The organism is Rhizobium sp. AP16 (assembly GCF_000281735.1).
In the GTDB taxonomy this organism is placed as follows: Bacteria; Pseudomonadota; Alphaproteobacteria; order Rhizobiales; family Rhizobiaceae; genus Rhizobium; species Rhizobium rhizogenes.
The window spans coordinates 1-23,098 of record NZ_AJVM01000007.1 but is presented as its reverse complement, the minus strand read 5'-3'; the positions used below and the strand labels follow the sequence as shown (position 1 = coordinate 23,098).

25 protein-coding genes and 1 other annotated feature are annotated in these 23,098 nt (G+C 59.8%); of the genes, 18 read left to right on the top strand and 7 right to left on the bottom strand.

The annotated features are described in order from the left end of the window. Positions 1-14: 14 nt before the first annotated feature. The 11 genes from PMI03_RS05355 (at position 15) to PMI03_RS05305 (ending at position 10,210) form a co-directional block, all read left to right on the top strand. Positions 15-1,067 (top strand): Nit6803 family nitrilase, encoded by a 1,053-nt coding sequence (locus tag PMI03_RS05355; protein WP_007690672.1) that lies wholly within the window; start codon positions 15-17, stop codon positions 1,065-1,067. Next, positions 994-2,112 (top strand): MSMEG_0568 family radical SAM protein, encoded by a 1,119-nt coding sequence (locus PMI03_RS05350; RefSeq protein ID WP_039973636.1) that lies wholly within the window; start codon positions 994-996, stop codon positions 2,110-2,112. Before PMI03_RS05355 ends, PMI03_RS05350 begins: the two co-directional genes overlap by 74 nt. Next, entirely contained in the window at positions 2,109-2,651 is a 543-nt protein-coding gene (locus PMI03_RS05345; protein WP_007690665.1) for an MSMEG_0567/Sll0786 family nitrogen starvation N-acetyltransferase, read from the top strand. The genes PMI03_RS05350 and PMI03_RS05345 overlap by 4 nt, the downstream gene beginning before the upstream one ends. After that, on the top strand, positions 2,651-3,628 hold the full coding sequence (locus tag PMI03_RS05340) for a sll0787 family AIR synthase-like protein (RefSeq protein WP_007690663.1): 978 nt from the start codon (positions 2,651-2,653) through the stop codon (positions 3,626-3,628). Before PMI03_RS05345 ends, PMI03_RS05340 begins: the two co-directional genes overlap by 1 nt. After that, positions 3,625-4,782: an MSMEG_0565 family glycosyltransferase gene (locus PMI03_RS05335; RefSeq protein ID WP_007690661.1), complete on the top strand. Its 1,158-nt coding sequence runs from the start codon at positions 3,625-3,627 to the stop codon at positions 4,780-4,782. The genes PMI03_RS05340 and PMI03_RS05335 overlap by 4 nt, the downstream gene beginning before the upstream one ends. Then, positions 4,775-5,062 carry an MSMEG_0570 family nitrogen starvation response protein gene (locus PMI03_RS05330; RefSeq protein WP_007690659.1) on the top strand — a complete coding sequence of 96 codons (288 nt, stop codon included), beginning with the start codon at positions 4,775-4,777 and terminating at the stop codon, positions 5,060-5,062. Before PMI03_RS05335 ends, PMI03_RS05330 begins: the two co-directional genes overlap by 8 nt. Before the next feature lie 11 nt (positions 5,063-5,073). After that, positions 5,074-6,342, top strand: coding sequence for an MSMEG_0569 family flavin-dependent oxidoreductase (locus PMI03_RS05325; protein ID WP_007690657.1), 1,269 nt, complete (start codon positions 5,074-5,076; stop codon positions 6,340-6,342). Next, on the top strand, positions 6,339-7,205 hold the full coding sequence (locus PMI03_RS05320; protein ID WP_007690651.1) for a Pnap_2097 family protein: 867 nt from the start codon (positions 6,339-6,341) through the stop codon (positions 7,203-7,205). The genes PMI03_RS05325 and PMI03_RS05320 overlap by 4 nt, the downstream gene beginning before the upstream one ends. 314 nt (positions 7,206-7,519) lie before the next feature. Further along, positions 7,520-8,383, top strand: a complete 864-nt coding sequence (locus tag PMI03_RS05315) for an ABC transporter ATP-binding protein (RefSeq protein WP_052034259.1) — start codon at positions 7,520-7,522, stop codon at positions 8,381-8,383. After that, on the top strand, positions 8,380-9,147 hold the full coding sequence (locus PMI03_RS05310) for an ABC transporter permease (protein ID WP_007690647.1): 768 nt from the start codon (positions 8,380-8,382) through the stop codon (positions 9,145-9,147). The genes PMI03_RS05315 and PMI03_RS05310 overlap by 4 nt, the downstream gene beginning before the upstream one ends. A 31-nt stretch (positions 9,148-9,178) precedes the next feature. Then, positions 9,179-10,210: an ABC transporter substrate-binding protein gene (locus tag PMI03_RS05305; RefSeq protein WP_007690645.1), complete on the top strand. Its 1,032-nt coding sequence runs from the start codon at positions 9,179-9,181 to the stop codon at positions 10,208-10,210. Positions 10,211-10,327: 117 nt separating this feature from the next. Here PMI03_RS05305 and PMI03_RS05300 read toward each other — a convergent pair whose 3' ends face one another. After that, positions 10,328-11,098, bottom strand: a complete 771-nt coding sequence (locus PMI03_RS05300; protein ID WP_007690644.1) for a pyrroline-5-carboxylate reductase — start codon at positions 11,096-11,098, stop codon at positions 10,328-10,330. 193 nt (positions 11,099-11,291) lie between these two features. Continuing rightward, positions 11,292-12,758 carry a SulP family inorganic anion transporter gene (locus tag PMI03_RS05295; RefSeq protein ID WP_007690642.1) on the bottom strand — a complete coding sequence of 489 codons (1,467 nt, stop codon included), beginning with the start codon at positions 12,756-12,758 and terminating at the stop codon, positions 11,292-11,294. 70 nt (positions 12,759-12,828) lie between these two features. Beyond that, positions 12,829-12,884: a sequence feature (sul1 is cis-regulatory element that is thought to sense ions involved in sulfur or methionine metabolism; They are found in Alphaproteobacteria), on the bottom strand. 285 nt (positions 12,885-13,169) lie between these two features. Between PMI03_RS05295 and PMI03_RS30890 the strand changes: the two genes are divergently transcribed. Continuing rightward, complete coding sequence (locus PMI03_RS30890) at positions 13,170-13,316, top strand: DUF1127 domain-containing protein (protein ID WP_007690640.1); 147 nt, start codon at positions 13,170-13,172, stop codon at positions 13,314-13,316. Positions 13,317-13,763: 447 nt separating this feature from the next. Here PMI03_RS30890 and PMI03_RS05290 read toward each other — a convergent pair whose 3' ends face one another. From PMI03_RS05290 to PMI03_RS05270, 5 genes are all read right to left on the bottom strand, one after another. Next, positions 13,764-14,609, bottom strand: a complete 846-nt coding sequence (locus PMI03_RS05290; protein WP_007690638.1) for a VOC family protein — start codon at positions 14,607-14,609, stop codon at positions 13,764-13,766. Between the two features lie 86 nt (positions 14,610-14,695). Beyond that, entirely contained in the window at positions 14,696-15,571 is an 876-nt protein-coding gene (locus PMI03_RS05285; RefSeq protein WP_007690636.1) for a hypothetical protein, read from the bottom strand. Between the two features lie 87 nt (positions 15,572-15,658). Continuing rightward, positions 15,659-15,850, bottom strand: coding sequence for a hypothetical protein (locus tag PMI03_RS05280; protein WP_007690634.1), 192 nt, complete (start codon positions 15,848-15,850; stop codon positions 15,659-15,661). A 13-nt stretch (positions 15,851-15,863) separates the two neighbouring features. Then, complete coding sequence (locus PMI03_RS05275; RefSeq protein ID WP_007690633.1) at positions 15,864-16,061, bottom strand: hypothetical protein; 198 nt, start codon at positions 16,059-16,061, stop codon at positions 15,864-15,866. Between the two features lie 613 nt (positions 16,062-16,674). Further along, positions 16,675-16,968 (bottom strand): hypothetical protein, encoded by a 294-nt coding sequence (locus PMI03_RS05270; RefSeq protein WP_007690631.1) that lies wholly within the window; start codon positions 16,966-16,968, stop codon positions 16,675-16,677. A gap of 222 nt (positions 16,969-17,190) precedes the next feature. On the opposite strand from PMI03_RS05270, the gene PMI03_RS05265 reads away from it, so the two are divergent. The 6 genes from PMI03_RS05265 to PMI03_RS05240 are packed head-to-tail and all read left to right on the top strand — an operon-like array spanning position 17,191 to position 23,057. Next, positions 17,191-18,384, top strand: coding sequence for an ABC transporter substrate-binding protein (locus PMI03_RS05265; protein ID WP_007690629.1), 1,194 nt, complete (start codon positions 17,191-17,193; stop codon positions 18,382-18,384). A gap of 21 nt (positions 18,385-18,405) precedes the next feature. Further along, positions 18,406-19,278, top strand: a complete 873-nt coding sequence (locus tag PMI03_RS05260; RefSeq protein ID WP_007690626.1) for a branched-chain amino acid ABC transporter permease — start codon at positions 18,406-18,408, stop codon at positions 19,276-19,278. 41 nt (positions 19,279-19,319) lie between these two features. Further along, positions 19,320-20,306 carry a branched-chain amino acid ABC transporter permease gene (locus tag PMI03_RS05255; RefSeq protein ID WP_007690624.1) on the top strand — a complete coding sequence of 329 codons (987 nt, stop codon included), beginning with the start codon at positions 19,320-19,322 and terminating at the stop codon, positions 20,304-20,306. Continuing rightward, a complete protein-coding gene (locus tag PMI03_RS05250; protein WP_007690622.1) occupies positions 20,303-21,073 on the top strand; it encodes an ABC transporter ATP-binding protein in 771 nt (256 codons plus the stop codon). The genes PMI03_RS05255 and PMI03_RS05250 overlap by 4 nt, the downstream gene beginning before the upstream one ends. Next, complete coding sequence (locus PMI03_RS05245; RefSeq protein WP_007690620.1) at positions 21,063-21,806, top strand: ABC transporter ATP-binding protein; 744 nt, start codon at positions 21,063-21,065, stop codon at positions 21,804-21,806. The genes PMI03_RS05250 and PMI03_RS05245 overlap by 11 nt, the downstream gene beginning before the upstream one ends. Before the next feature lie 42 nt (positions 21,807-21,848). Next, positions 21,849-23,057, top strand: coding sequence for an aspartate transaminase (locus PMI03_RS05240; RefSeq protein ID WP_007690616.1), 1,209 nt, complete (start codon positions 21,849-21,851; stop codon positions 23,055-23,057). Positions 23,058-23,098 lie beyond the last annotated feature (41 nt).

The following is a 23,098-nucleotide window of genomic DNA, read 5'->3' as shown; positions in this document are numbered from 1 at the left end:
CAAAGGAGTTCGCCATGCAGAAAAAGTCGACCGTCCGGGTCGCAGCCGTCCAGATTGCGCCGGATCTGACATCGCGGGAAAAGACGGTGGCACGCGTGATCGAGGCGATCGCCCAGGCATCCGCCAAAGGCGCGGAGCTTGTGGTTTTTCCCGAGACCTTTGTACCGTGGTATCCATATTTCTCGTTCGTGTTGCCCCCGGTCTTGTCCGGCAAGGAGCACCTGCGGCTCTACGAAGAGGCGGTGGCAGTACCGAGTGCTACCACAAGAAGCGTGGCGGCCGCAGCTCGCGAACATGGCATCGTCGTGGCGCTCGGCGTCAACGAGCGCGATCATGGCACGCTCTACAATACGCAACTGCTTTTCGATGCCGATGGCAGTCTGATCCTGAAGCGGCGCAAAATCACCCCGACCTTTCACGAGCGGATGATCTGGGGCCAGGGCGATGCCTCGGGCCTGAAGGTCGTCGACAGCGCCATTGGCCGCATCGGCGCGCTGGCCTGCTGGGAACACTACAATCCGCTTGCCCGCTATGCGCTGATGGCGCAGCACGAGGAAATCCACATTGCCCAGTTTCCGGGCTCCATGGTTGGGCCGATCTTTGCCGATCAGATGGAGGTGACGATCCGCCATCACGCGCTGGAAAGCGGCTGCTTTGTCGTCAATGCTACGGGATGGCTGACGGATGATCAGATCGTTTCGATCACGCCGGATGCGGGCCTGCAAAAGGCGCTGCGGGGCGGCTGCATGACGGCGATCATTTCCCCCGAAGGTAAGCATCTCGTACCGCCACTCACCGAAGGCGAGGGTATCCTCGTCGCCGATCTCGACATGAGCCTCATTCTCAAGCGCAAGCGCATGATGGATTCGGTCGGCCACTATGCCCGGCCCGAGTTGCTGCACCTCGTCATGGATGCGCGGCCGGCCGCGCCGATGAGGGCATCGACCATACCCGACGCCTTCCCCGGCGAGACATTGACAACCGACATGACCGATGGAGAACAGGATGCGTCTTTCGACGGAAACGCTGATCAACGAATTGCAGTCCTTCGGAGCCCGGCTGGTTGATCCCAAGGCCGGCCAGGAAAGCCGGCGCGGCGGAGCAGGGCCGTCCGACCACAAGGCGCTGACCATCGACGGCATGACCGTCATGGTGCCGGTGCACACGGCGCCGGCCTTCGAAAGCCCCTATCTGGTCGAAAGGCCGGACGAGACGGGCAAGAGCCGGATCAGTCGCGATGGCACCGTCATCGGCGAAGTGTCCTTTCCGCTCCGCCCGAGATTTTATGAGCGCTCGACGGCAGAGGGCATTCCCTATTCGCAGATCGCGGTCCTGCACGGCAAGGACGTGCTGGCGACAACCGTGCTGCAAACCTGCATCCGCTACCAGAGCCGCACCAAGACCTGTCAATTCTGCGCCATCGGCCAGTCGCTGGCGGCGGGGAGGACGATCGCCCACAAAACGCCGGCGCAGCTGGCCGAAGTGGCGAAAGCCGCGGTCGAGCTGGATGGCGTCAAGCATATGGTGATGACGACCGGAACGCCGAGGGGCGACGATCGCGGCGCCGCTGTGCTCGCCGAAAGCGCCAGGGCCATCAAGGCGGCCGTTGATCTGCCGATCCAGGCCCAGTGCGAGCCGCCGGAGGACGATATCTGGTTCCAGCGCATGAAGGATGCCGGCGTCGATGCGCTCGGCATGCATCTCGAAGTCGTGACCCCTGAGATCCGCGCCCGCATCATGCCGGGCAAGGCGCAGGTCGGGATCGAGAAATACATGCGGTCCTTCAAGGCGGCCGTCGAGGTTTTCGGACGCGGTCAGGTCTCGACCTATATTCTTGCCGGGCTCGGCGATACACGCGAGGCGATCCTCGAAATTTGCGAGGAATTGATCGCAATCGGCGTTTATCCCTTCGTCGTGCCCTTCGTGCCGATCTCCGGCACGCCGCTCGAAAGCCATCCTGCGCCGAAGCCGGAATTCATGCATTCGATCCTCGGCCCGTTGTCCCGGATGTTGGTCGCAAGCGGTCTGAAGGCCGTCGACATCAAAGCCGGTTGCGGCAAATGCGGCGCCTGCTCGGCCCTTTCCACCTATGAGAGGACGTTGACGCCATGATTTTCGAACCGTTCTCAGCGTTCAACGCCAGCGAATACATGGTGAAGTTCACCACATCGGCCTGGGAGCGCCGTGAGGCCTATGCGCTTCGTCGCGATGTTTTCTGCAAAGAGCAGGGGATATTCAGGGACGATGATCGCGACGGCATGGACGAATACGCGATCCCGATCGTCGCCCTGTCGATGATGGGGGTCGCAGCCGACCGCGTGGTGGGCACGGTCCGCATCCATGAGGAGGAACCCGGTCTCTGGTGGGGTTCGCGGCTTGCCGTTCATTCGGATTTCCGGGCGATCGGCGCGCTGGGCACGACGCTGATCAAGCTTGCGGTTTCCTCCGCCAATGCCTTTGGCTGCCACACATTTCTCGCCAATGTGCAAAGCCAGAATGGCCTCCTGTTTCGCCGTCTGCATTGGGAGGTTCTGGACGAGTTCGAAATCCACGGCAAACCGCATCTGAGGATGAAGGCCGATCTTTCCTACTATCCGCCTTGCCGCACGCCGGAAACCGGCTTTGTCGCGCTGCCGAAGAGGGCGGCGTAATGAGCGGAGACCTCGACATCGCCGCTCTTGCCGCGCGGCTGGCTGTGACTTCGGGCATAGCAGCCAAGCAGGATATCGGCTTTGCGGCATCGAGCCTCGGGCTTGCCGGCCAGCCTGTGGCTGTCGGTGACGATTGTGCCGCGATTGCCGATGGCGACGGCTATCTGCTATTCGCCATCGAAGGCTTCATCAATGAGTTTGTCGCCATTGACCCCTGGTTTGCCGGCTGGTGTGGCGTGATGGTCAACATTTCCGATATCGCCGCCATGGGCGGCTGGCCGATCGCTGTCGTCGACGCGGTCTGGGCCGATGGAGAAGCGGGCGCGAAACCGGTGCTCGAAGGCATGCGCGCCGCAGCCTGCACATACGGCGTGCCGATCGTCGGTGGCCATACCAATATCAGGACCGACCGGAGCCAGCTTTCGGTCGCCATCCTTGGCCGCGCCAGAAAGCTGCTGACCAGTTTCGATGCAAAGCCGGGCGATGTGCTGTTGGCGGCCGTCGATCATCGCGGTGCTTACCGCGAGCCGTTCAGCAATTTTCAGGCGGCCATCGGGGCGCCCGCGGAACGTTTGCGCGGCGACCTCGACATCCTGCCGGAGATCGCGGGGGCGGGGTTGGCGCTGGCGGCCAAGGATATCAGCCAAGGCGGTATTATCGGCACGGCGATCATGCTGGCGGAATGTTCCGGGGTCGGGATCGACATCGACGTTAAGGCTATTCCCTTGCCGGAAGGCGTAAGCCTCGACCGCTGGCTCGTCACTTTCCCGAGCTACGGCTATTTGCTGTCGGTGACGCCTGACAAGGTCGATGCCGTCATCGAACGGTTCACCGCGCGCGGCATTGCCGCTGCCGCCATTGGCGGGGTGAAGGCCGGAAGCGAAGTGGCGATCGTCGACAAAAACGCGCGCGCGGTCGTGCGAGATCACGCGGCTGAACCGCTGCTGCAGCTCGGCCGTGTGGAGGTGCCCGCATGAGCCGGTCCTTGCGCATTGCCATGCTGACCCATTCCACCAATCCGCGCGGCGGCGTGGTCCATTCCATGTCGCTTGCCGAAGCGCTGACCGGTCTCGGCCACGAGGTCGTGCTGCATGCGCCGGATGCGACAGGCAAAGGGTTTTTCCGCACGCCGTCCTGCGAGGCGCTCTGCATTCGGGTCGAGGCTGCATTATCCGACATGACCGATATGGTCGAGCAGCGGATTGCCGACTATGTGCGGTATTTTGAAAATCCGGCTGCCCGATCCTTCGATGTTTATCATGCCCATGACGGTATCTCAGGCAATGCGCTGGCAACCCTCAAGGCACGCGGATTGATCCCCCGTTTTGCCCGCACGGTGCATCACATCGATAGCTTCGCCGATCCGCGTCTTATGGCATTGCAGGATCGTTCGATCGATCTTGCCGACGCGCACTTCTCGGTCAGCGCGACATGGCAAAAGGCCCTGCGCAATGACCGTTCAATCCTTGCAACTAACGTTGGAAACGGTGTCGACGCCGGACGTTTCACGCAAGTGTCCGCAGAGAGGACCGACGCGTTGCGTCGGAGGCTTGGATTACGGGACGGGCCGATCTTTCTTTCGGTTGGTGGCGTCGAGGCGCGCAAGAACACGATCGCCATTCTCGAGGCATTCCGTCAGGTGCGCGTCCTGCATGCTGATGCGCAACTCGTCATCGCCGGCGGTGCGTCGCTGCTCGATCATCGCGGCTATCACGGCCGCTTCCAGCAAGCGCTTGCCGCCATGGGGAGCGAGGCCAATTTCGTTCATGTGGTCGGCACCGTCGCGGACGAGGATATGCCCTCGCTCTATCGTCTCGCCAGTACGCTGGTGTTTCCATCCTTAAAGGAAGGTTTTGGGCTCGTGGTTCTGGAAGCCATGGCAAGCGGGGTGCCTGTGGTCGTCTCGTCGATCGCTCCCTTCGACGAATATCTCGGCGAGGACGATGTCGTCTGGTGCGATCCGGCCAAGCCTGCGTCCGTTGCCGATGCCATGGTCGTATCGCTGATGCCCGCCGTTCACACGGCACTCGGCAGGCGCGGGTATGAGGTCGCGGCGCGCCATAGCTGGAGCAGCGTCGCCGCCGCCCACCTTCCCGTCTATCACGGTCTGTTGGAGCATGCCCATGCCTGAGATGCGCTTTGTCATCACCTGGCCCGACGGCCGCAGCGAGGAATGTTACTCGCCCTCGCTGGTCATTCGCGATTTCCTGGCCGAGGGCGAAAGCTATCCCGTTGCCGATTTTCTCGACCGCAGCCGCAAGGCGCTGACGATCGCCAGCGACCGGGTGGAGGCAAAATATGGCCATCCCTGTTCTCTGGCGCGCGGCCAGCTTGCGCGCATCGAGCACGCTGCCGTCACCTATCTCTCTGACGCGGATGCCCGCGTCCGCTGTGAAACCTTCATTCCCTAAAAGGAAAAGCTATGCCCACTTTGGAGCCTCATTACAGTGCCGTCGTCATCGGCGGCGGCCAGGCCGGCCTTTCGGCGAGCCATTATCTGAGAGAGCACGGCATTGATCATGTCGTGTTCGAAAAGAAGACCATGGCGCACAAATGGCGGGAGCAGCGCTGGGATGCCTTCTGCCTGGTCACACCCAACTGGCAGTGCCAGTTGCCGGATCATCCCTATGACGGTAACGATCCGCATGGCTTCATGGTCAAGGACGAGATCATTGGCTATGTCGACCGGTTTATTCGCAAGGTCGACGCGCCGGTCTTCGAACATACTGCGGTGACCGCGCTCGAAAAGGCTGGCGATCTCTATAGGATCGAAACCTCAGCCGGAACGGTAACCGCCGATAGCGTGATCCTCGCCACCAGTCTCTATAGCGATCCGGCCATACCGCGCGCCGCCGAGCGCCTGCCGGATAACATCATGCAGCTTCATACCGCCGATTATCGGAATTCCGATCAACTGCCCGAGGGCGGGGTCATCGTCGTCGGCTCCGGACAGTCCGGTTGCCAGATTGCCGAGGACCTGCATCTCGCCGGTCGCAAGGTGCATATGGCGACCGGCAATGCACCGCGTTGCGCGCGCTTCTATCGAGGCCGCGACGTGGTCGACTGGCTTTCCGATGTCGGCCAGTATGACATAACGGTCGAACATGACGGCATGGGCAAGAAGAAGCATGACACCAACCATTATCTGACAGGTCGGGATGGCGGCCGGGATATCGACCTGCGGAAATTCGCGCTGGAGGGCATGGCGCTTTACGGCCGGATGTCCGGCGTCTCGAATGGCAAGATGCTGTTCGAGCCGAACCTCAGGGCCAATCTCGACGACGCCGACCGGGTTTATAATGGCATCAACGCGCTGATCGACAAGCACATAGCCGCAAACAACATCGATGCACCGGCTGGCTCGCCCTATGTTCCGCTGTGGGAGCCGGAGATCGAACCTGCGGAAATCGACCTTGTGGCTGAAGGTATCGGCGCGGTCATCTGGGCGACGGGTTTCCGGCCGGACTGGTCCTTTGTCGGCTTGCCGATTTTCGACGGCACCGGTTATCCCGTTCATCGGCGTGGCGTCACCAGCGTAGAAGGAAGTTATGTCCTTGGCATGCCCTGGCTTTGGACATGGGGCTCCGGCCGCTTCCTCAGCGTCGGAAAGGATGCGGAATATGTGGTGGGTCAACTTGTGGAACGGCTGGCCAACGACCGATCGGTGCTCAAGCAGGCAGCGAACGGATGAGCCTCGCGATCCGCAATGTCGAGATGTTCCGCCAGCCCTCCCGGCGCGCGCTGATGGAACAAGCGCTCGAACCGCATATTCTGCTCGGCATGCCACAGCTGACGCCCTTCGGCCTCTCCGAGACCTGGCTGATGAAGGAACTCGGACACCGTCATTGGCTGCTGTTGGCAAGGCGCATGGGCATGGACGATGCGGACTTTCGCACCGCCGACGGGACCGAAACCTATGCGGCGATCTGCGCGACATCGCTGACAAATGCGCAGCTCGATCGGGCGCGCGCCAATCAGGTGCTGTGTATTCAGTCCGTGCTTGAACCGGTGTCGAAGACCCAGGTTTCCTCACGACACCGGCTTCTCGTCGATGGAGAGCCAATCAGCGATGTCGAGCTCCTCTCGGCCTTTGTTCGTCGGACGCGCGAGAACGACAATGTGTCGATCGCTCGCGTCGAGTTGCCCGGTACACATTGTTTTCCGGTGCGGCTGGAAAACACGCTTGCCCGGATTGCATCGGACGTCCGCAACGGTCGTTGCGAAACCCATCTCGGCATGGCGGTGGCGGATCGGAATGTTCTGCGGGATTTTCGTTTTCAACCTGCCACAACCCAGGAATTCAATGGAGCCGGCTTGCTCTATTTCGCCCACTTCCAGGCTTTCGTCGCGCGAGCCTTAGAAAGCTGGTTTCCCGACGGCGCATTCCGCAACATAACCCAAAGGGATAGCTTCTTCCTGGGCAATGCGGGCATCGGCGAACCGCTCAGCGTGGAGCTGACGGCCATGGACCGCCGAACAATGTCGGTGGCTTGCAACCTCCGTCGCTCCGATGGCGACCTCATTGGGCGCGTGTTTCTAACGGCGGCGCACTAAGCGCAGTGTGAAGTGCTTTTGTCGGTAGCAATCACGGTCCCTTGAGATTAAAAGACAAACGACATGCTGGCCGCTTCATAATGAAAATGTTATGGAAAATACGCTGCATGATGCCAGATTGGGCGGGTGGAGCGCTGCCTGGAGGAGACAGCGAGGCGAGGCAACTTATGTCATTTCATCGATGAACGCAGTTCAGCGGCATTGGATAGGTCCGCCGCTCAAGTTTGTGCGCTCCGAATGATAATGCAATGGGTTGGATCGCAATTGCCTGGTGTCCGATAGGCCTAGCTCTTTGTGGTGTCGCTTGTTGAATGATGGGTTCGGGAGAGTTGGAAAAATTTCAATCGAAAGCGGAAGCCGTGACGATTGCGGCTCCTCGGGCTGTTCGCCTGAATAATGTGTCGATTTCTTTCGGGATTGCTGGCGGCAAGCGCTTCGATGCGGTGGCTGACACCGATCTCGATGTGGCGGGCGACGAATTTCTAGCCATTGTCGGGCCGACCGGCTGCGGCAAATCCACGCTTCTCAACGTGGCGGCTGGGCTGCTAGAACCGGCATCCGGGTCGGTCGAGATTTTTGGGCGGCCTCTGAAGGGGCTGAACAGGCAAGCCGGCTACCTGTTTCAGCAGGATTCGCTGATGCCATGGAAAACCGTGCTCGAAAACGTCGCCATCGGCCTGGAAGTATCCGGCGTGCCAGCGAATGAAGCGCGCAAATTGGCGATGGAATGGCTTGAGCGCGTTGGTCTCGGCGGCTTTGCCGATCGTTATCCGCGCATGTTGTCAGGTGGTCAGCGCAAGCGGGTCGGATTGGCCCAGGTGCTCATCCGCAATCCGAAGCTGTTGCTGATGGACGAACCGTTCGGTCCGCTCGACGCACAGACCCGCCTCATCATGGGCGACCTTCTCCTGAACCTCTGGTCGGAGGACAAGAAGGCGGTGATGTTCGTCACACATGATCTCGATGAGGCGATTGCGCTTGCGGATCGCATCGTCATCATGTCGGCTGGGCCGAAATCCCGGATCATCGGCGATTTCCGCGTCTCGATCCCCCGGCCGCGCGATATCGCCGAAATCCGCCACGACCCAGCCTTTACCGAACTGCATAAAAGCATCTGGCATGCGCTGCGAGAAGAAGTCATGACCGCCTATCAGCAGACCAACGTGGCCGCCCAATGACCAGAACGAAGCTCCTGGCCTGCCAATTGCTGGTGGCGATCGTCATCGTCGGTGCGTGGTATCTCGCAACGGCAACGCATGTCTTCGGCAACCCGCGAACTGCCGCATTCTTCTTTGCCGATCCGCTCAAGGTTGCCGCGCGCATCGTGAAATGGTTCGCCGACGGATCGATCTGGTATCATCTCTGGGTAACGCTGTCGGAATCCCTTCTGGCATTTTTTATCGGTGCGATCGGCGGGGTGGCCTTCGGTTTCTGGTTTGCGCGGCGGCCCGTGGTGGCCGCTGTCTTCGACCCCTATGTGAAGGCCGCCAATGCCTTGCCGCGCGTCGTCCTGGCACCGATATTTGCCCTATGGTTCGGTCTCGGCATTTGGTCGAAGGTGGCGCTCGGCGTCACGCTCGTTTTCTTCATCGTCTTTTTCAACGTCTATCAGGGCGTCAAGGAAGTCAGCCCGACCGTGCTTGCCAATGCCCGCATGCTCGGCATGAACGAGAGGCAGCTGCTGCGCCACGTCTATATTCCCTCGGCCTTGTCCTGGATGTTTTCGAGCCTCCATACCTCGGTGGGATTTGCCGTCGTCGGCGCGGTGGTCGGCGAATATCTGGGTTCGGCCGCAGGCCTCGGCTATCTCATCCAGCAGGCCGAAGGCGTGTTCGATGTGACCGGCGTCTTTGCCGGCATGTTCGTGCTGATGGCCTTCGTCCTCATCGTCGATTGGCTGATGACGAAGGTCGAGCGGCACATGCTGCGGTGGCGGCATTAAGCGATTTCAATTTCGATGAGTGGAGGAAAACATGGAACGCAGGACATTCTTGATCGGCACAGCCAGCATCGGTGCTGCCGCCTTCTTTCAGGCAAGCGTGCCGGCCATCGCCGATGACGCGAAGCCGGAAAAGCCGGATCTGACGCTCGCCGTCGGCGGCAAGCCGCTGCTCTATTACCTGCCGCTGACGATTGCCGAAAAGAAGGGCTTCTTCAAGGAAGAGGGGCTGAACGTCACGATCAACGATTTTGCCGGGGGCGCGAAATCGCTGCAGGCGCTGATCGGCGGTTCGGTCGATGTCGTCGCCGGCGCCTACGAGCACACGATCCGCATGCAGAACAAGGGGCAGGATATCGTCGCCATCTGCGGCCTGGGCCGGTTCCCCGGGATCGTGATTGCCGTACGCAAGGAACTCGCGGGCGAGATCAAGTCCGTGGCCGACCTCAAGGGCCGCAAAATCGGGGTGACGGCGCCCGGTTCATCGACCGCGCTGATGCTGCAATATGCGTTGCAGAAGAACGGGCTGGCGCCCACCGATGTCGCACTGATCGGCATAGGCGGCGGCGCAAGCGCCGTTGCGGCGATCAAGAACGGCGAGGTCGATGGCCTGTCGCATCTCGATCCGGTAATCGCCCAGCTTCAGTATGAGGACCAGGTTTCTGTCCTGATCGATACGCGGACGGAGGCTGGAACACGCGCGCTGTTCGGCGGCCCGAACCCGGCCGCAACGGTCTATATCCAGCGCAGCTTCGCCGAGGCCAATCCGGTGACGACGCAACGGGTGACCAATGCCTTCCTGAAGGCCTTGAAATGGATCGAGCAGGCAAAGCCGGAAGACGTGGCAGATACCGTGCCTGAAGACTACCTTCTCGGAAACCGCGACCTTTACATACAGGCCTTCAAGAATTCGAAGGAAATGTATTCACCTGACGGCATGATCAGCGAGGAAGGCTACAAATCGATGATGAGCGTCCTGAAGACGCTTGACCCGGAATTGGCCGATGCCGACGTGCCCTACGACAAGACTTTCGATCCGCGTTTCATCAAGGCGGCCAAGCTATGATGTCATGATGCCCTCGACTTTGGCTCCGGCTCAGTGTTTCGCGCCGGAGTTTCAGTGGGCAATCATTTAAGGATCATGGATGAATGTCGACCTCGCCGAGGACACCATTCCATGGCATCAGCCATTGGTGATCCGTATGAGCACGCGGTCGAGCGCTGCCGTCAGTGCTGTCATGCCGCCGTTGCGGTCGAAGTCGGACAGGACCTGCTCGTTGAGACCGCCCTTCGTCGCAAACTCGCGGCTCATCTCCTCGAATGGAATCTCGCTGGACTTGAGCGCGGTCTGTGAGAGGCTGGCGAAAAGCGGAGCCAGGTAAGCGCGTGCCGTGCGTTCCGGCATTCCCTTATCAGTGAGCCAGCCTGTGGCGCGATCCATGATGCCAAAATATGTAGCCATCATCGCGCTTGCCGCCGCCAGCAGGTCATATTCCTCTTTGGTGTCGCATTCGACGGCAGTTCCCAAAGAAGAGAATAGCGAAGCGACGTCGCGGTCCGGCGGATAGATTGTGGTCACACCTTCGCGCTGGGCAACAAACGGCAGGGGAACCGCCTGCGTCAGGCGAACGTTCTGACCGATCCATTCGGTGAGCGTGCCGCGATCCACGGCGGCGATCACGCTCACCACAACCTGGCCTTCGGGGAAGTTGAGGCCCCTGACGACATCCTCGGCGACCTGTGGCCGGATCGCCAGGAACAGAATCTCGCAGGCATCGACGACCGCCTGGTTATCGGCGGCAATTCGCACTGCCGGAAATTTTTCCGCCAGTCTTGCCGCAACATCGGCGTTGCGAGGCGAGATGATGACTTCGCTTGCAAGAGGTGACCCCGTCAGCATACCGGTCACCATCGCCTCGGTGATCGCGCCCGTTCCGACAAATCCGACTTTCATGGCTGATATCCTGATTATTCCGCCGCGCGGAGCGACAATGGTGCTGCGGTTCGACAATGTCACGACGAGATCCTCGCCGGCAAGGCGGATAGACACCACGCGGACCGGGGAGCGCCACATGCCGAAACAATGTTGTTTTCCGGGCCTATATGGTTGAACGGGGTCATCTGAAACTGGTGGCCGCCAATTTCAATCAGGTCTCCTTCAGCTTCATCGACCCGTCGAGGCTTCTGATGAGCGTGGAACTGGCCTGATTGAGACCCGCAACATCCACTGGAATGCCATGCGCCTTGAACCGCTGCACCACCTTCTCCAGCGCCGCGACAGCGGTAATGTCCCAGAAGTGTGCTTGCGACACGTCGATGAGGACCGCCATATCGCTCGCATCCTGAATGTCGAAGGCCTCGACGAAGACATCGGCGGATGCGAAAAAGACTTGGCCCGAGACGCGATATGTCAAACGACCGGCTGAAGCGTCCGTCTCGGTTTCCACCCGCAATAGGCGGGCGACCTTGAAGGTGAAGAAAACGCCGCTCAGGAGGACGCCCACAGTTACGCCCAGCGCCAGATTGGCGCTGAACACCGTAACGAGAACGGTCGCGACCATGACTGCACTCGACATCTTGGGATGAATGACGACCGCGCGCAATGACGACCAGTCGAAAGTATCGATCGACACCATCACCATGATGGCCACGAGTGCCGCTACGGGAACCTGAGAAACCCATGGCTTCAAGAGGACCATCAGAACCAGCAGGAAGGCACCTGCAAACAGGGTGGAGAGACGTCCGCGTCCGCCGTATTTCACATTGCTGACGGTCTGGCCGATCATGCCGCAGCCGGCGATCCCGCCGAACAGGCTCGCGGCCGCATTGGCGATGCCGAGGCCGGTACATTCCCTGTTCTTCGAACTCGGAGTGTCGGTAAGATCGTCAACGACGCTGGCCGTCATCATGGATTCGAGCAGGCCCACCATGGCGATGGCGAGCGCTGGGCCAGCGATGATCCTCAGCGTTTCCAAGGTCAGCGGAACCGCGGGCCAGCCAAAGACCGGAAGAGAGTCCGGTAGTTTCCCGAGGTCGGCGATGGTCATGACCGGAAGCTGGAGGCCCATCGAGGCGATGGTCAGAATGAGAATGCAGATCAATGGCGACGGGATCGCCGTCGTGATCCTCGGAGCCAGGTAGATGATCGCTAGGCCGGCCGCCAGCATGGCGTAGGCGATCCAGTCTCCCCCGATGATATGCGGAAGCTGGGCCGCGAAGATCAGAATCGCCAGCGCGTTGACGAAACCGGTGCGGACCGACTTTGAAACGAACCGCATGAGGACGCCGAGACGCAAGAGCCCGAACAGGATCTGAAAAAGGCCCGCCAGCAATCCGGCAGCGAAGAGGTAAGGCAGCCCGTGTGCGTGGACCAGGGGGGCGGCAACGAGTGCGACCGATCCAGCCGCCGCCGAGATCATCGCGGGGCGCCCGCCCGTAAAGGCGATGACGATGCCGATGACGAAAGACGAGAACAGGCCGACCTGCGGGTCGACACCCGCAACGAAGGAAAAGGCGATGACCTCGGGGATCAGCGCGAATGTTGCGACGGCTCCAGCGAGCATTTCGCGCATGGGATTGGCAGACCAATCCCGACGGATGGATGAAAGCTGCATATGATGAGTTCTCGCAAAGCATGGCGAACACGCTCTGTTGAGCGGTTGTTTGGATGGCATGCAGGTTTTGCGTTATCTGGCGGATCGGCGGCCAGAAGAGCCACCCGGAGTTTCACCGGGTCCGTGGTGAGTGCATCGTTTATAATCCGCATGTTTGCCGCGGCGCAACATGAAATCGCCCGTCGTCCGTGGCTACCCGGATGTCGACCCGTTGATGGTTTCGATCTCTTCAAGGCCTAAAAAACAATCATCCTTTGTGGAATCCACGAAACCGTTGCGTTACATGCATAGGTGCCGTGAGAGATTGTGTCTGTTTTAAACCGATTGAAACGCCTATGTTCCAACCATCGAAACGACGCCGGAGCCGAGCAAGGTTGCTGACGTCATCAGCCCTCAGGAAAGGGGATTATCATGAACGTAGCACGCTCTTTCAACAATTGGCGCAAGTTCCGTCAGACCGTTAACGAACTCGGCCGCATGTCCAGCCGCGAACTGCAGGACCTCGGCATCGATCGCGCCGACATCCGCAGCGTTGCCCGCGCATCGGTCGCGCGCTAACCGCACGGACTTATCGCCTCCAAGACTGCTCGACGCCCGCGCATGACGCGGGCGTTTTTGCGTCGGTCTTCCATGGCCGAAGCCTGTCAGGCGGGCCTTCCATCGCGAATTCTTTCCGGCATGTATTTCTTGCATAGCTGCAGTGCAGCATAAGGCATGGTAATGATTTATATTCGGAGTATCTTCAAACCATCGAAGCGATGCACCTCCTCCCGCAGAGCTTCGAATTTCAGACGGCCCACTCCTCCTCCCAGGGACGTCTGTAGGAACAGCGACACTCCTCCTCCCAGTCGCTGTTCGGTTCTTTTCGAAAAGCCTGCCGCACCTCCTCCCGCGGCAGGCTTTTTCGTTTCTGGGCGGTGTTCCTCTTAACGGCCGAACCGCAGATCGAGCCAATCGTCCTGGAGGGACGTGACTCGAGCTTCATGATGTCGGTGTGAGTCCTTGCTATTCCCTGAACCAAAGCGCGACGCCATTGGCGGCGACAGCATCGACAAGCCAGCCGCTCTCGAAGGCTAGAGGCGAAAAACCGCCGAGCGCGAGGGCATCTGCTGCGGTCTTGAGTGAGCGGACTTTTAGTCCGAGGGCGACCTTTCGCTCATTGCCCTCAAAGCTCTGCGGAATGGCTGATCCGAAACGGGCGACGGCCTTGTCCTCAGAAAGGATATGGATCGTGACGCCGCCAGCTTGGATGACAATACCATCCTTGTCGATCCGGGGCGCCGTCGTCGCTGGGAGCCCGTCGAAGAGTTCGGTAATCGTTTGAGGCTTACGGCTGACGATAAAGACGTCACTGATATCCAAAACGCTGTTCGGATGGTCCTGATCGACCGGGCGCCACACCAGCTCCGGCGTATTGTGCTGACAAAAGAAGAAGCGGCCATTGGAAATCGCGTCCTGGCCGAGTTGGAAGGTCCGGAAACTGGCAGGTTTCTGTACGCCATCCACGTCAACGGGGCGGGAGAAGTCTTTCCAGTCGGTTACCGGTTTGCCGGCGGTGGCCAGTTCGCCTCGCAAGGTTGCAGCGTCGGTCGTGCGAAAGGCAAGACCATTCAGGCCGACCGGATAGGACCAGAGATCGCTCCGTTTCTTATCGTCCCCCGGCGGAAATCCCAGAAGCTCGAGATAGGTCTCGCCGAAGACGGCAAGATGGTTGATGGAGCCGAGCGTGTGATAGCCCCGCCGGGTCAGCGTGAAGCCAAGCTTGCGGTAAACCGCCGCTGCGGCATCGAGTTGGTCGAGAACGCCAATGACAGCGTGATCAAGACCGAGTGGCTGGACTGTAACGGACATGGATGGGGCCTTCGAATATTGGCTATAGTATTGGATCGCCTGTTCTCGCTGAACCCGACTCGTGCTTTCGTGCCGGGTGCGAGCCCTCATTCACCCTTGTTCCAACCTTTGCTTTCGGCTGTCTTCGCGACGAGGGATGCATAGTCCTTGCTGATTTCGTCCAGTTTTTTCATCAGCTCGGAATCCGGCCCGCCGAGCCGGTTGATATAGTCTTCGCCTTCTTTGGACTTGTCCCAATCATTCCCGATAAAGCGTGCCGTTGCCCTGCCGGAGGCAGATACTTCCGGCGCCGGTGCGCCAAACGATGCGGCAGCTTGCTTCAGGCCGTCAAGGAAGGTTGTGTCGTCGAGGCCGCTATAGGGTTTTCCTTCGGAATTCGTGACGTTGAGGAAGATTTGCTCGTCCCCGAATGCCGTGTAGCCGCCGCCCAAGCCCTTTTTCGACGCCTCTGCCGTCTCGAAGAATTTCTGCGCGACGGCGGCGTTGAGGCTATCCTTGGGGAACCGCACGACAACGAAACCGGTGCTGCCAGCTGTGTCGTCCAGGCGAGAGACGAGGACGCTATACTGGCGGAAGATATAACCAAGAGAGCCGGCCAGGCGATCTGCCACGGCATCATCAAGTGCTCCTTCGGTCTGAAGCGAGGCGTTGGTTTTCAGAAGATACCCGCCGGGCGTTACCTCCGTCTCCAGGGTCCCGGGGTCGATGCCATTGGCCACTATGATCTTCGGTACGATGTCTTTCGGCACTTCGGCCGAGAAGGCCGCCCGGTCGCCATAACTCGCCTGGGCGAGCCGTGGCAGATGGAACCCTGCGGAAGGCGTCGCCTCATAGGACAGAAGCACTTTTTGGTCTGCAAGGGCCGTATTCTGGAAGGCAAACGGGATGACGGCAGCGAGAACTGCTGCTCTCAATGTGGTTCGCAACACGAGGGCTCTTTTGGCGAAAAATCCGTTTGGCATGCATTCTGTTCCTGGTTGAGCGCTACAGTGCTTTTGTTGTCGATCATGGCAGAGGCCGATCGTCGCAAAGGGAGGCGAGGCGGACTGTCAACGATGATGCCGGTAGCGGCGCGCCGAGATTTCAGCGGAGAGCTCGTCGCATCTCGATTGCAGTTCCCTGTCGATGCCGTCGTCGAAATGATCGTCCAGGAGCAGGAAGCGATACTCCTGAGCAAGCAGCCTCGTTTCAAGATCGTCGCGCTGGGCGGAGAGACGGAAGAAGTGGCGCAGCCTGCCCATGACATCCCTCCGATCAGGCGGCGCGATCGACGCGGTTGCCAGAGGCCGAGATCAGCTTGTGGATTGCCCGCTGCACGTCGGAGGCGGAGGCAAAGTGCTGGCCGTCAAGATCATGCACATGAAACTTGACGGCGATGAACTTCAGCAGGTCCCTGTCCGGAACGACGATTCCCACCGGCACGCCGGCATATTCGATCACTTGTTTTGCCATTGCGATCACCCGCTAAAATCTGCCCTGCCGACTGGATTACCGAGTGTATTCGGCGGGGCAGCGTTTATAATCTACTAATTTAATAGACTATATGGCGCGAGCATCTGGATGACCATTCCGGTTGATGCCAAATAACCCGCATGATCGTAGAAAAGATTTCTAATATGCAGGGCGCGCGCAGGTGACCTTGCGAGCGAACCGGCGGAGTTGTTTGCGATATTGGTGGGGGCGTATTCCTGGCGCTGTTGATAGTTCCCTCGGCTCATGTCCCGTGTGTTTGGACGATGAAGCTTGCCTGAAATCCCGACGCCATCATGCTGGCGCAGCGAGGAGTATCCATTGGCGGAGGGGGCGCCAGGCGTAGGTTGGGGGCGTTAACGCCTGGCGCAGTATGGTTCACCGGGTAGTGAACGACCTATCAATACAACCGTCTCTACCCTGCGTATAGACGCCCAAACGGGTAGGTGCGGTAGTGTAGGTGTCAATGTAAGGACACATAATTTGGCGTTCGATTTCAATCTCGAATGCCAGGTGCGGTCGCTTTCGGAATGGGCTGCCAACAACTACTTTCAAAGCTTTGTCACAGCGCCACGTCTCCACTCATTGCCGCCGATCAGCCTTTAAGGGTCGGATAATCCCAAAGGTCCACCAGCCGCCGCCGCGCCTCTTTTACGATCTGATGGTAGTCTTCCTTAAACGGAGCGACGAGTTGTTTCTCAAGACTTGCGAGAACGCCGTGGAGCACGGCGCATTCCGCCGTGCTTTCGAAACACTTGCTGTCGGGGGTAGGGGTATGAATTGCCTTCGAATCGCACCAGCGAGACAGAAGCTCGAAGAGCACGATAGCCTCGTCAGCGCTGAGGTGGATTTCTGCATCGTCATGATGCGGATCTGAGGTGTTCGTCATCGTGTGATCCTACACGAGCAATGTCGCAATTCCAGCCTTCGCGCACAAAACCGCCGGTCGGAAATGGCGCTTCGCCATAAAGAAACGCTATGGCGGCAGAATGGAGTTGTGTTGGCCAGATACGCGTCTATGAACCTACTGTGACGAGGAAGAACCGCAAAAGCGGCACCAGGCACGTCACGGCAAAAGCCGGGCGATCGCATCCGAAAACGGAGTGGGAACATGATGCATACGATAACCCGCAGAGCACTTTGTATTTCTACCGCCTTGCTGGCACTGGTGACGCTCGCGCCGAATATTTCGAGCGCGGCGAGAGCCGAAGGCGCTCCCATCAAGCTCGGGATCGTCGCGCCGATGAGCGGCCCGAACGCCCGATATGGTGCATTTTCGATGCATGGCGCGGAGCTCGCCGTGAAGGAAATCAACGATGCCGGCGGCGTCGACGGGCATAAGATCGAGCTCTACAATGCCGACAGCCAGGGTACGCCTGTCGAAGGGGTCTCTGCCACTCGCCGCCTGATCGATGAAGACGAAGTCGGCTTCGTCATTGGCGACGTCTCCAGCTCGGTGACGCTTGCGATGCAGCCCGTCGTGGAGGACGCCGAAGTCCTGCTGCTGAACGCCGCCTCGTCAAATCCGAAGATCACATACGGAGCGGGCGTCGGCGGTTTCAAGTGGACCTACCGCAATTACCCCACGGATGAAAACCGCGCGCTTATCGTTGCGAAGTATGCCGCCGAACAGCGCGGCTTTACCAAATTTGCAGTCCTTTCCGTCGACAGCGACTATGGTCGCTCTGCCATCGAGTTCACCAAGAAATACCTGCCGCAGTTCAAGGGTGAGATCCTTAGCGAGGATTATTACAAGGAAGGCGAAGTCGACTTCCGCAGCGTGCTGGCGAAGATCCGGGACAATGGCGCGCAGGCGATCATCCTGTACGGCCTTGCCGATACAACGCCGATCATTGCGCGGCAGATGATCGAGCTTGGTCTTGCTGGCAAGGTAACCCTGATCGGCAACGGCGAGTTCAACACCGAGAAGACCATTAAATCCGCTCCGACGGCGCTCGAAGGTGCTGTCGAGGCCGCCGCCTGGATACCGGCATGGGATTCACCGGCCAGCAAGGCCTTTGTCGAAAAGTTCACCGCCACCTATAAAGAAGCGCCCAACAACCACGCCTACGTCCATTGGGACACCGTTCATCTGCTTGCCGAGGCTATCCACGAGGCGGGCAGCATCGAACAGGACAAGGTGCGCGCGGCGCTCTCCAAGATAAAATACAACAGCCCCGTCGGTGAGGTCACCTTCGACGATCACAACCAGGCGCGCCTGCCGATGATCCTTCTCCAGATCGAGAACGGCAAGCCGAGCATCAAGGGCGCCTATACGGCGGACATCCAGTACCCTGCCCAATAACCGAGCGCGAGGAATATCACCATGTTCTCGACCATCCTCGAGCAGGTCATCAACGGTATCGTGACGGGCTCGGTCTATGCGATCGTCGCTGTTGGTATGACGATGATCTTCGGCGTGCTCAGGGCTATCAATTTCGCCCATGGCGAATATTACATGCTCGGGACCTTCGGGGCATGGTTCGCGATCGACTATCTCGGCTTGTCCTATGAAGCGTCCATCATAGTGGGCGTCCTCTCGACGATCGTCGTCGCTTATGTCGTGGGAAAGCTTGTCATGCAACGCATGGTCGGCGCTCCGGCAGAGTCCGGGGTGCTTGCCACGCTTGGTATCGCACTCGTTCTGCAGAACACGGTGATCCTCGTCTTCGGCGGCGGATACAAATTCTTTTCCGGCGGATATATCGAGCCGGTCTCGATCCTCGGATTCAGTCTGGCGGAGCAGCGCATCATCATTCTGGTCGTCTGTCTGCTGGTCTTCATCGGCCTTGAGTTGATGGTCACCTACAGCCGCATGGGCAAGTCCATGCGCGCCGTGTCCCAGAATGTCGAGTGCTGTGAAGTCGTCGGCATCGACGTGCCGCAGGTGGTGCTGCGGACCTTCGTCCTGGGGGCGGCACTGGCCGCGCTCTCCGGCGTGCTGACCGCGCCGGTCAACGTCAGCGTCTATGGCGGCATGGGAGAACTTATCACGTTCAAGACGCTGCCGATCATCATCATGGGCGGCCTTGGAAACGTTCGCGGCACATTCTTCGCGGCCATGATCCTGGGCATCGCGGAAAGCCTGGTGGCGACCTATGTGGGGCTTCAATTCCGCGACACGGTCGGCTTTGCAACGCTCATTCTGATGCTGATGTGGCGACCGCATGGGCTCTTCTCGACGCAGGCGCGCTTCTAAGCGCATCCCGCCGAAACTTTCTCGAATTTTGAGGACTCGATATGTCTCTCGCGGAAACGACTGAACAGCTGCGCCGGCGCGATTTTCGTGTTCCGCTTGCCGCCATCCTGCTCGTGCTTGCGCTTGCTGCTCCCTTCATCGGCAGCCGTTACGTCACGCACGCGCTGATCATCGCGCTCATCTTCATGCTTCCGGCTCATGGGCTGAACCTGCTCGTCGGCTATACGGGACTGCTTTCCCTCGCCCAGGCCGCCTTCTTCGGCATTGGCGCATACACAGCCGGACTTCTCGCGGTCACCTATGGGACGCCATTCTATGTGAACGCGGTCGCCGCGGGGCTCGTTGCCGGAGCGATTGCGCTTCCGCTTGGTATTCCAGCGTTACGCTTGCGTTCGACATCCTTCGTAATGTGTACGCTCGGCTTCGTCATCATCGGCCAGGCGATCGCCAAGAACTGGATCTCCGTGACCCGCGGCGACATGGGATTGTCGGGAATACCGAAGCCGCATTTCGCGCTCGGCCCGTGGTCCTTCACTGTCTCGGGGACCACGAACTTCTATTATCTGGCTCTGGCCGTCGGTGCGCTCGCAACCCTTGTCGTCTGGGCGATCGTCCGCTCGCCGGCTGGCCGTAACATGATTGCCATCCGCGAGAACGAAACGCTTGCGGAGTCCGTCGGTATTCCGACGTGGCGTTACAAGCTGATCGTCTTCATGATCAGCGCCGTTTTCGCCGGGGTGGGTGGCAGTCTCTACGCTCACTATCTGACCGTCGTCAGCCCGCTGACGTTCCAGATGTATTATTCGACGACAATGCTGATCATCGTGCTCGGCGGCGGCGCGGGGATGATCTCGGGAACCGTCTTCGGTAGCCTCCTCTTCGTCGGCCTGACGGAAGCGCTGCGCGTCACGCCGGAACTTCGGATGATCGCCTACGGGCTTTGTCTTCTGGTGCTCGTCTTCTGGTTCAAGAAGGGTTTTGCTCCACTCATCAATCGCTTCTGGAATGCGATCGGAGGTGCGAAGTGAGCCATCTCCCCATTCTCGAGATCAAGAACCTCAGCAAGTCCTATGGTGCGGTCAAGGCCGTCAACGACGTCAGCATCCATATCGACCGCGGTGAGATCGCCGGGCTGATCGGGCCGAACGGCTCCGGCAAGTCGACCTTCTTCGACTGCAGCACGGGCCTCGCCAAGCCAGATTCAGGAACCGTCATCCTCGATGGTCAGGACATTACCGGCTGGTCGCTGAACCGCATTGCCCGCGAGGGCCGCATGCTCCGCTCGTTTCAGAAGACCGTGACGTTCAAGTCGCTCGATGTGGAGGAGAACCTCGTCATTGCCGGCCAGATGTTCACCTTTCCGTCGCTGCTGTCGACATTCGGGCTTGGCAGGCTGTCGCGCCAGCGGATCGCCGGACTGCGGGAAAGAGCACGCGATCTCATCAAGATGGCGGGCCTGTGGGATGTGCGCCACCAGCCGGCGGGTAATCTCTCCGGCGGCCAGCAGAAGCTGATTCAGTTCGCGTCGATGCTGATGCCGGAACCGAAGATCATTCTGCTCGACGAGCCGATGGCCGGCATCAATCCGAAGATCATCGAGCGGGTGGTCGAGACGATCCTCTATGCGAACAAGTCGCTCGGCGTCAGCTTCCTGGTGATTGAGCACAACATCGATGTCGTGACCAGCATTTGCCAACGCGTGATCGTTCTCGATCAGGGAACGAAGCTCGTCGAGGGCTTGCCGCAAGACATCATTCAGGACCAGCGCGTCAGGGAGGCCTATCTTGGAGGCTGATTCCAACCTTTCGATCCAGGGCCTGAAGGCAGGCTATGGCAATCTCGATATCCTCAACGGCGTCGACCTCGATGTACCCGCCGGCCAGTTCGTCGCGCTGATGGGGCCAAACGGAGCGGGCAAGTCGACGCTGCTCAAGACGCTCTACGGCATGACCACCATCAAGGGCGGCAGCATCGGCTGGCGCGGCAAGAACATAGCCGGCTACAAGTCGCGCGCCATTCTGGGGGAGGGTATTTCCTTTGTGCCCCAGGGGCGCTGCAACTTTCCGGTGATGACCGTCGACGAAAACCTGCAGATGGCGGCCTATACGATCCGTGATGCCAAAGTGAAGGCAGATCGGGACTATGTCTATGATCTGTTTCCGATCCTGAAAACGCGCCGCTCGACGCTTGCCGGCAACATGTCGGGTGGGGAACAGCAACTGCTTGAAGTGGCCATGGCGGTCCTCCAGCGGCCGAAAGTTCTTTTGGTCGACGAGCCTTCCGTCGGCCTGTCGCCAGCGGCCATCGGCGTGGTGTTCGATGAGCTTCTCCGTCTTCACGCCGCAGGCCAGACGATCCTTCTTGTCGAGCAGAACACGAAGAAGGCAATGGAGGTCGCCGAGCGCGCCGTTATCCTGCGTCTCGGCAAAGTCATCTGGGACGGCCTGCCGAAGGACATCACGCATGATGAGCTTGGCGAACTCTTCCTGACCGGAAAGATGCGCGGTGAAACCGACGCCGTTCATTAATGCCGCGTTGAACAGCTCACAACCAGAACTGAGGAAACTCCCATGAGCACTTTTGTGCCTGCATCGCGCGTGTCGAGAATCAAAGTGTCGCCCAGCACGGCGGCGGCGGCGCGCGCCCGCGAACTGAAGGCAGTCGGCCGCGATATCATCGACATGACGGTGGGCGAGCCCGATTTCGATACCCCGGAGAATGTGAAGGCCGCCGCACATGCGGCCATCGATCGCGGCGAGACGAAATACACCGCCGTGAACGGCACGCCGGCGCTTCGCAAGGCGATCATCAGTGACTTCGAACGTCGTCTCGGCCTGCGTTATGCCGATAACGAGATCTGCGTCGGCGGCGGTGCAAAGCAGATCCTGTTCCTGGCACTGATGGCCAGCGTCGAAGGCGATGCGGAGGTCATCATTCCCGCGCCCTACTGGGTCTCCTATCCCGATATGGTCATCGCCAATGATGGCAAACCGGTCATCGTGCAATGCCCGCAGGAGCAGGGCTTCAAGCTGACTCCCGAAGCGCTCGAAGCGGCCATCACGCCGAAGACGCTCTGGCTGATCCTGAACGCTCCATCCAATCCGACAGGCGCTGCTTACACACGGGCCGAATTGGAGGCACTCGGCGCGGTGCTCCTGCGTTATCCCCATGTCTTCGTTCTCTCCGACGACATCTATGATCAGGTCTGGTTCCGTGATGAGCCGATGACGACTTTGGTGGCGGCCGTGCCGGCGCTGAAGGATCGTGTTCTGCTCGCCAATGGCGTATCGAAATCCTACGCGATGACCGGTTGGCGCATCGGCTATGCCGCCGGCCCGGCGCCGATCATTGCCGCGATCAACAAGCTGCAGTCGCAAATGTCGTCCTGCCCATCCTCGGTGAGCCAGGCAGCTGCGGCACACGCACTGACAGCCGATCAGTCCTTCGTCAGCGAAAGCGTGAAGGTCTACAAGGAGCGTCGCGACTATGCCTGCGCGCGATTGAACGCCATCCCCGGCTTGTCGTGCCTTGTGCCGGATGGAGCCTTCTATCTGTTTCCGAATTGCGCCGGTGTCATCGGCAAGAAGACGCCGGATGGGAAGACGATCGAAACCGATCTCGATTTCGTGCTCTATCTATTGGATGGTGTTGGCGTGGCCGCGCTCCAGGGCACTGCCTATGGCCTGTCGCCATATTTCCGTCTGTCCATCGCGACATCGATGGATGCGATCAGGGCAGCCTGCGATCGCATCGAGAATGCGGTGACGGCTCTTCGGTAACAATTCGCACCATGCAGGAGGGGCTTTTGCCGCTCCTGCCA

Bases quoted from the DNA above. Each gene is read 5' to 3' on its own strand.
- PMI03_RS05285 (WP_007690636.1), bottom strand. From the start codon at position 15,571: ATGCCAAACGGATTTTTCGCCAAAAGAGCCCTCGTGTTGCGAACCACA.
- PMI03_RS05265 (WP_007690629.1), top strand. From the start codon at position 17,191: ATGATGCATACGATAACCCGCAGAGCACTTTGTATTTCTACCGCCTTG.
- PMI03_RS05330 (WP_007690659.1), top strand. From the start codon at position 4,775: ATGCCTGAGATGCGCTTTGTCATCACCTGGCCCGACGGCCGCAGCGAG.
- PMI03_RS05355 (WP_007690672.1), top strand. From the start codon at position 15: ATGCAGAAAAAGTCGACCGTCCGGGTCGCAGCCGTCCAGATTGCGCCG.
- PMI03_RS05300 (WP_007690644.1), bottom strand. From the start codon at position 11,098: ATGAAAGTCGGATTTGTCGGAACGGGCGCGATCACCGAGGCGATGGTG.
- PMI03_RS05240 (WP_007690616.1), top strand. From the start codon at position 21,849: ATGAGCACTTTTGTGCCTGCATCGCGCGTGTCGAGAATCAAAGTGTCG.
- PMI03_RS05345 (WP_007690665.1), top strand. From the start codon at position 2,109: ATGATTTTCGAACCGTTCTCAGCGTTCAACGCCAGCGAATACATGGTG.
- PMI03_RS05280 (WP_007690634.1), bottom strand. From the start codon at position 15,850: ATGGGCAGGCTGCGCCACTTCTTCCGTCTCTCCGCCCAGCGCGACGAT.
- PMI03_RS05340 (WP_007690663.1), top strand. From the start codon at position 2,651: ATGAGCGGAGACCTCGACATCGCCGCTCTTGCCGCGCGGCTGGCTGTG.
- PMI03_RS05255 (WP_007690624.1), top strand. From the start codon at position 19,320: ATGTCTCTCGCGGAAACGACTGAACAGCTGCGCCGGCGCGATTTTCGT.
- PMI03_RS05320 (WP_007690651.1), top strand. From the start codon at position 6,339: ATGAGCCTCGCGATCCGCAATGTCGAGATGTTCCGCCAGCCCTCCCGG.
- PMI03_RS05270 (WP_007690631.1), bottom strand. From the start codon at position 16,968: ATGACGAACACCTCAGATCCGCATCATGACGATGCAGAAATCCACCTC.
- PMI03_RS05275 (WP_007690633.1), bottom strand. From the start codon at position 16,061: ATGGCAAAACAAGTGATCGAATATGCCGGCGTGCCGGTGGGAATCGTC.
- PMI03_RS05350 (WP_039973636.1), top strand. From the start codon at position 994: ATGGAGAACAGGATGCGTCTTTCGACGGAAACGCTGATCAACGAATTG.
- PMI03_RS05315 (WP_052034259.1), top strand. From the start codon at position 7,520: ATGGGTTCGGGAGAGTTGGAAAAATTTCAATCGAAAGCGGAAGCCGTG.
- PMI03_RS05325 (WP_007690657.1), top strand. From the start codon at position 5,074: ATGCCCACTTTGGAGCCTCATTACAGTGCCGTCGTCATCGGCGGCGGC.
- PMI03_RS05290 (WP_007690638.1), bottom strand. From the start codon at position 14,609: ATGTCCGTTACAGTCCAGCCACTCGGTCTTGATCACGCTGTCATTGGC.
- PMI03_RS30890 (WP_007690640.1), top strand. From the start codon at position 13,170: ATGAACGTAGCACGCTCTTTCAACAATTGGCGCAAGTTCCGTCAGACC.
- PMI03_RS05310 (WP_007690647.1), top strand. From the start codon at position 8,380: ATGACCAGAACGAAGCTCCTGGCCTGCCAATTGCTGGTGGCGATCGTC.
- PMI03_RS05305 (WP_007690645.1), top strand. From the start codon at position 9,179: ATGGAACGCAGGACATTCTTGATCGGCACAGCCAGCATCGGTGCTGCC.
- PMI03_RS05335 (WP_007690661.1), top strand. From the start codon at position 3,625: ATGAGCCGGTCCTTGCGCATTGCCATGCTGACCCATTCCACCAATCCG.
- PMI03_RS05260 (WP_007690626.1), top strand. From the start codon at position 18,406: ATGTTCTCGACCATCCTCGAGCAGGTCATCAACGGTATCGTGACGGGC.
- PMI03_RS05295 (WP_007690642.1), bottom strand. From the start codon at position 12,758: ATGCAGCTTTCATCCATCCGTCGGGATTGGTCTGCCAATCCCATGCGC.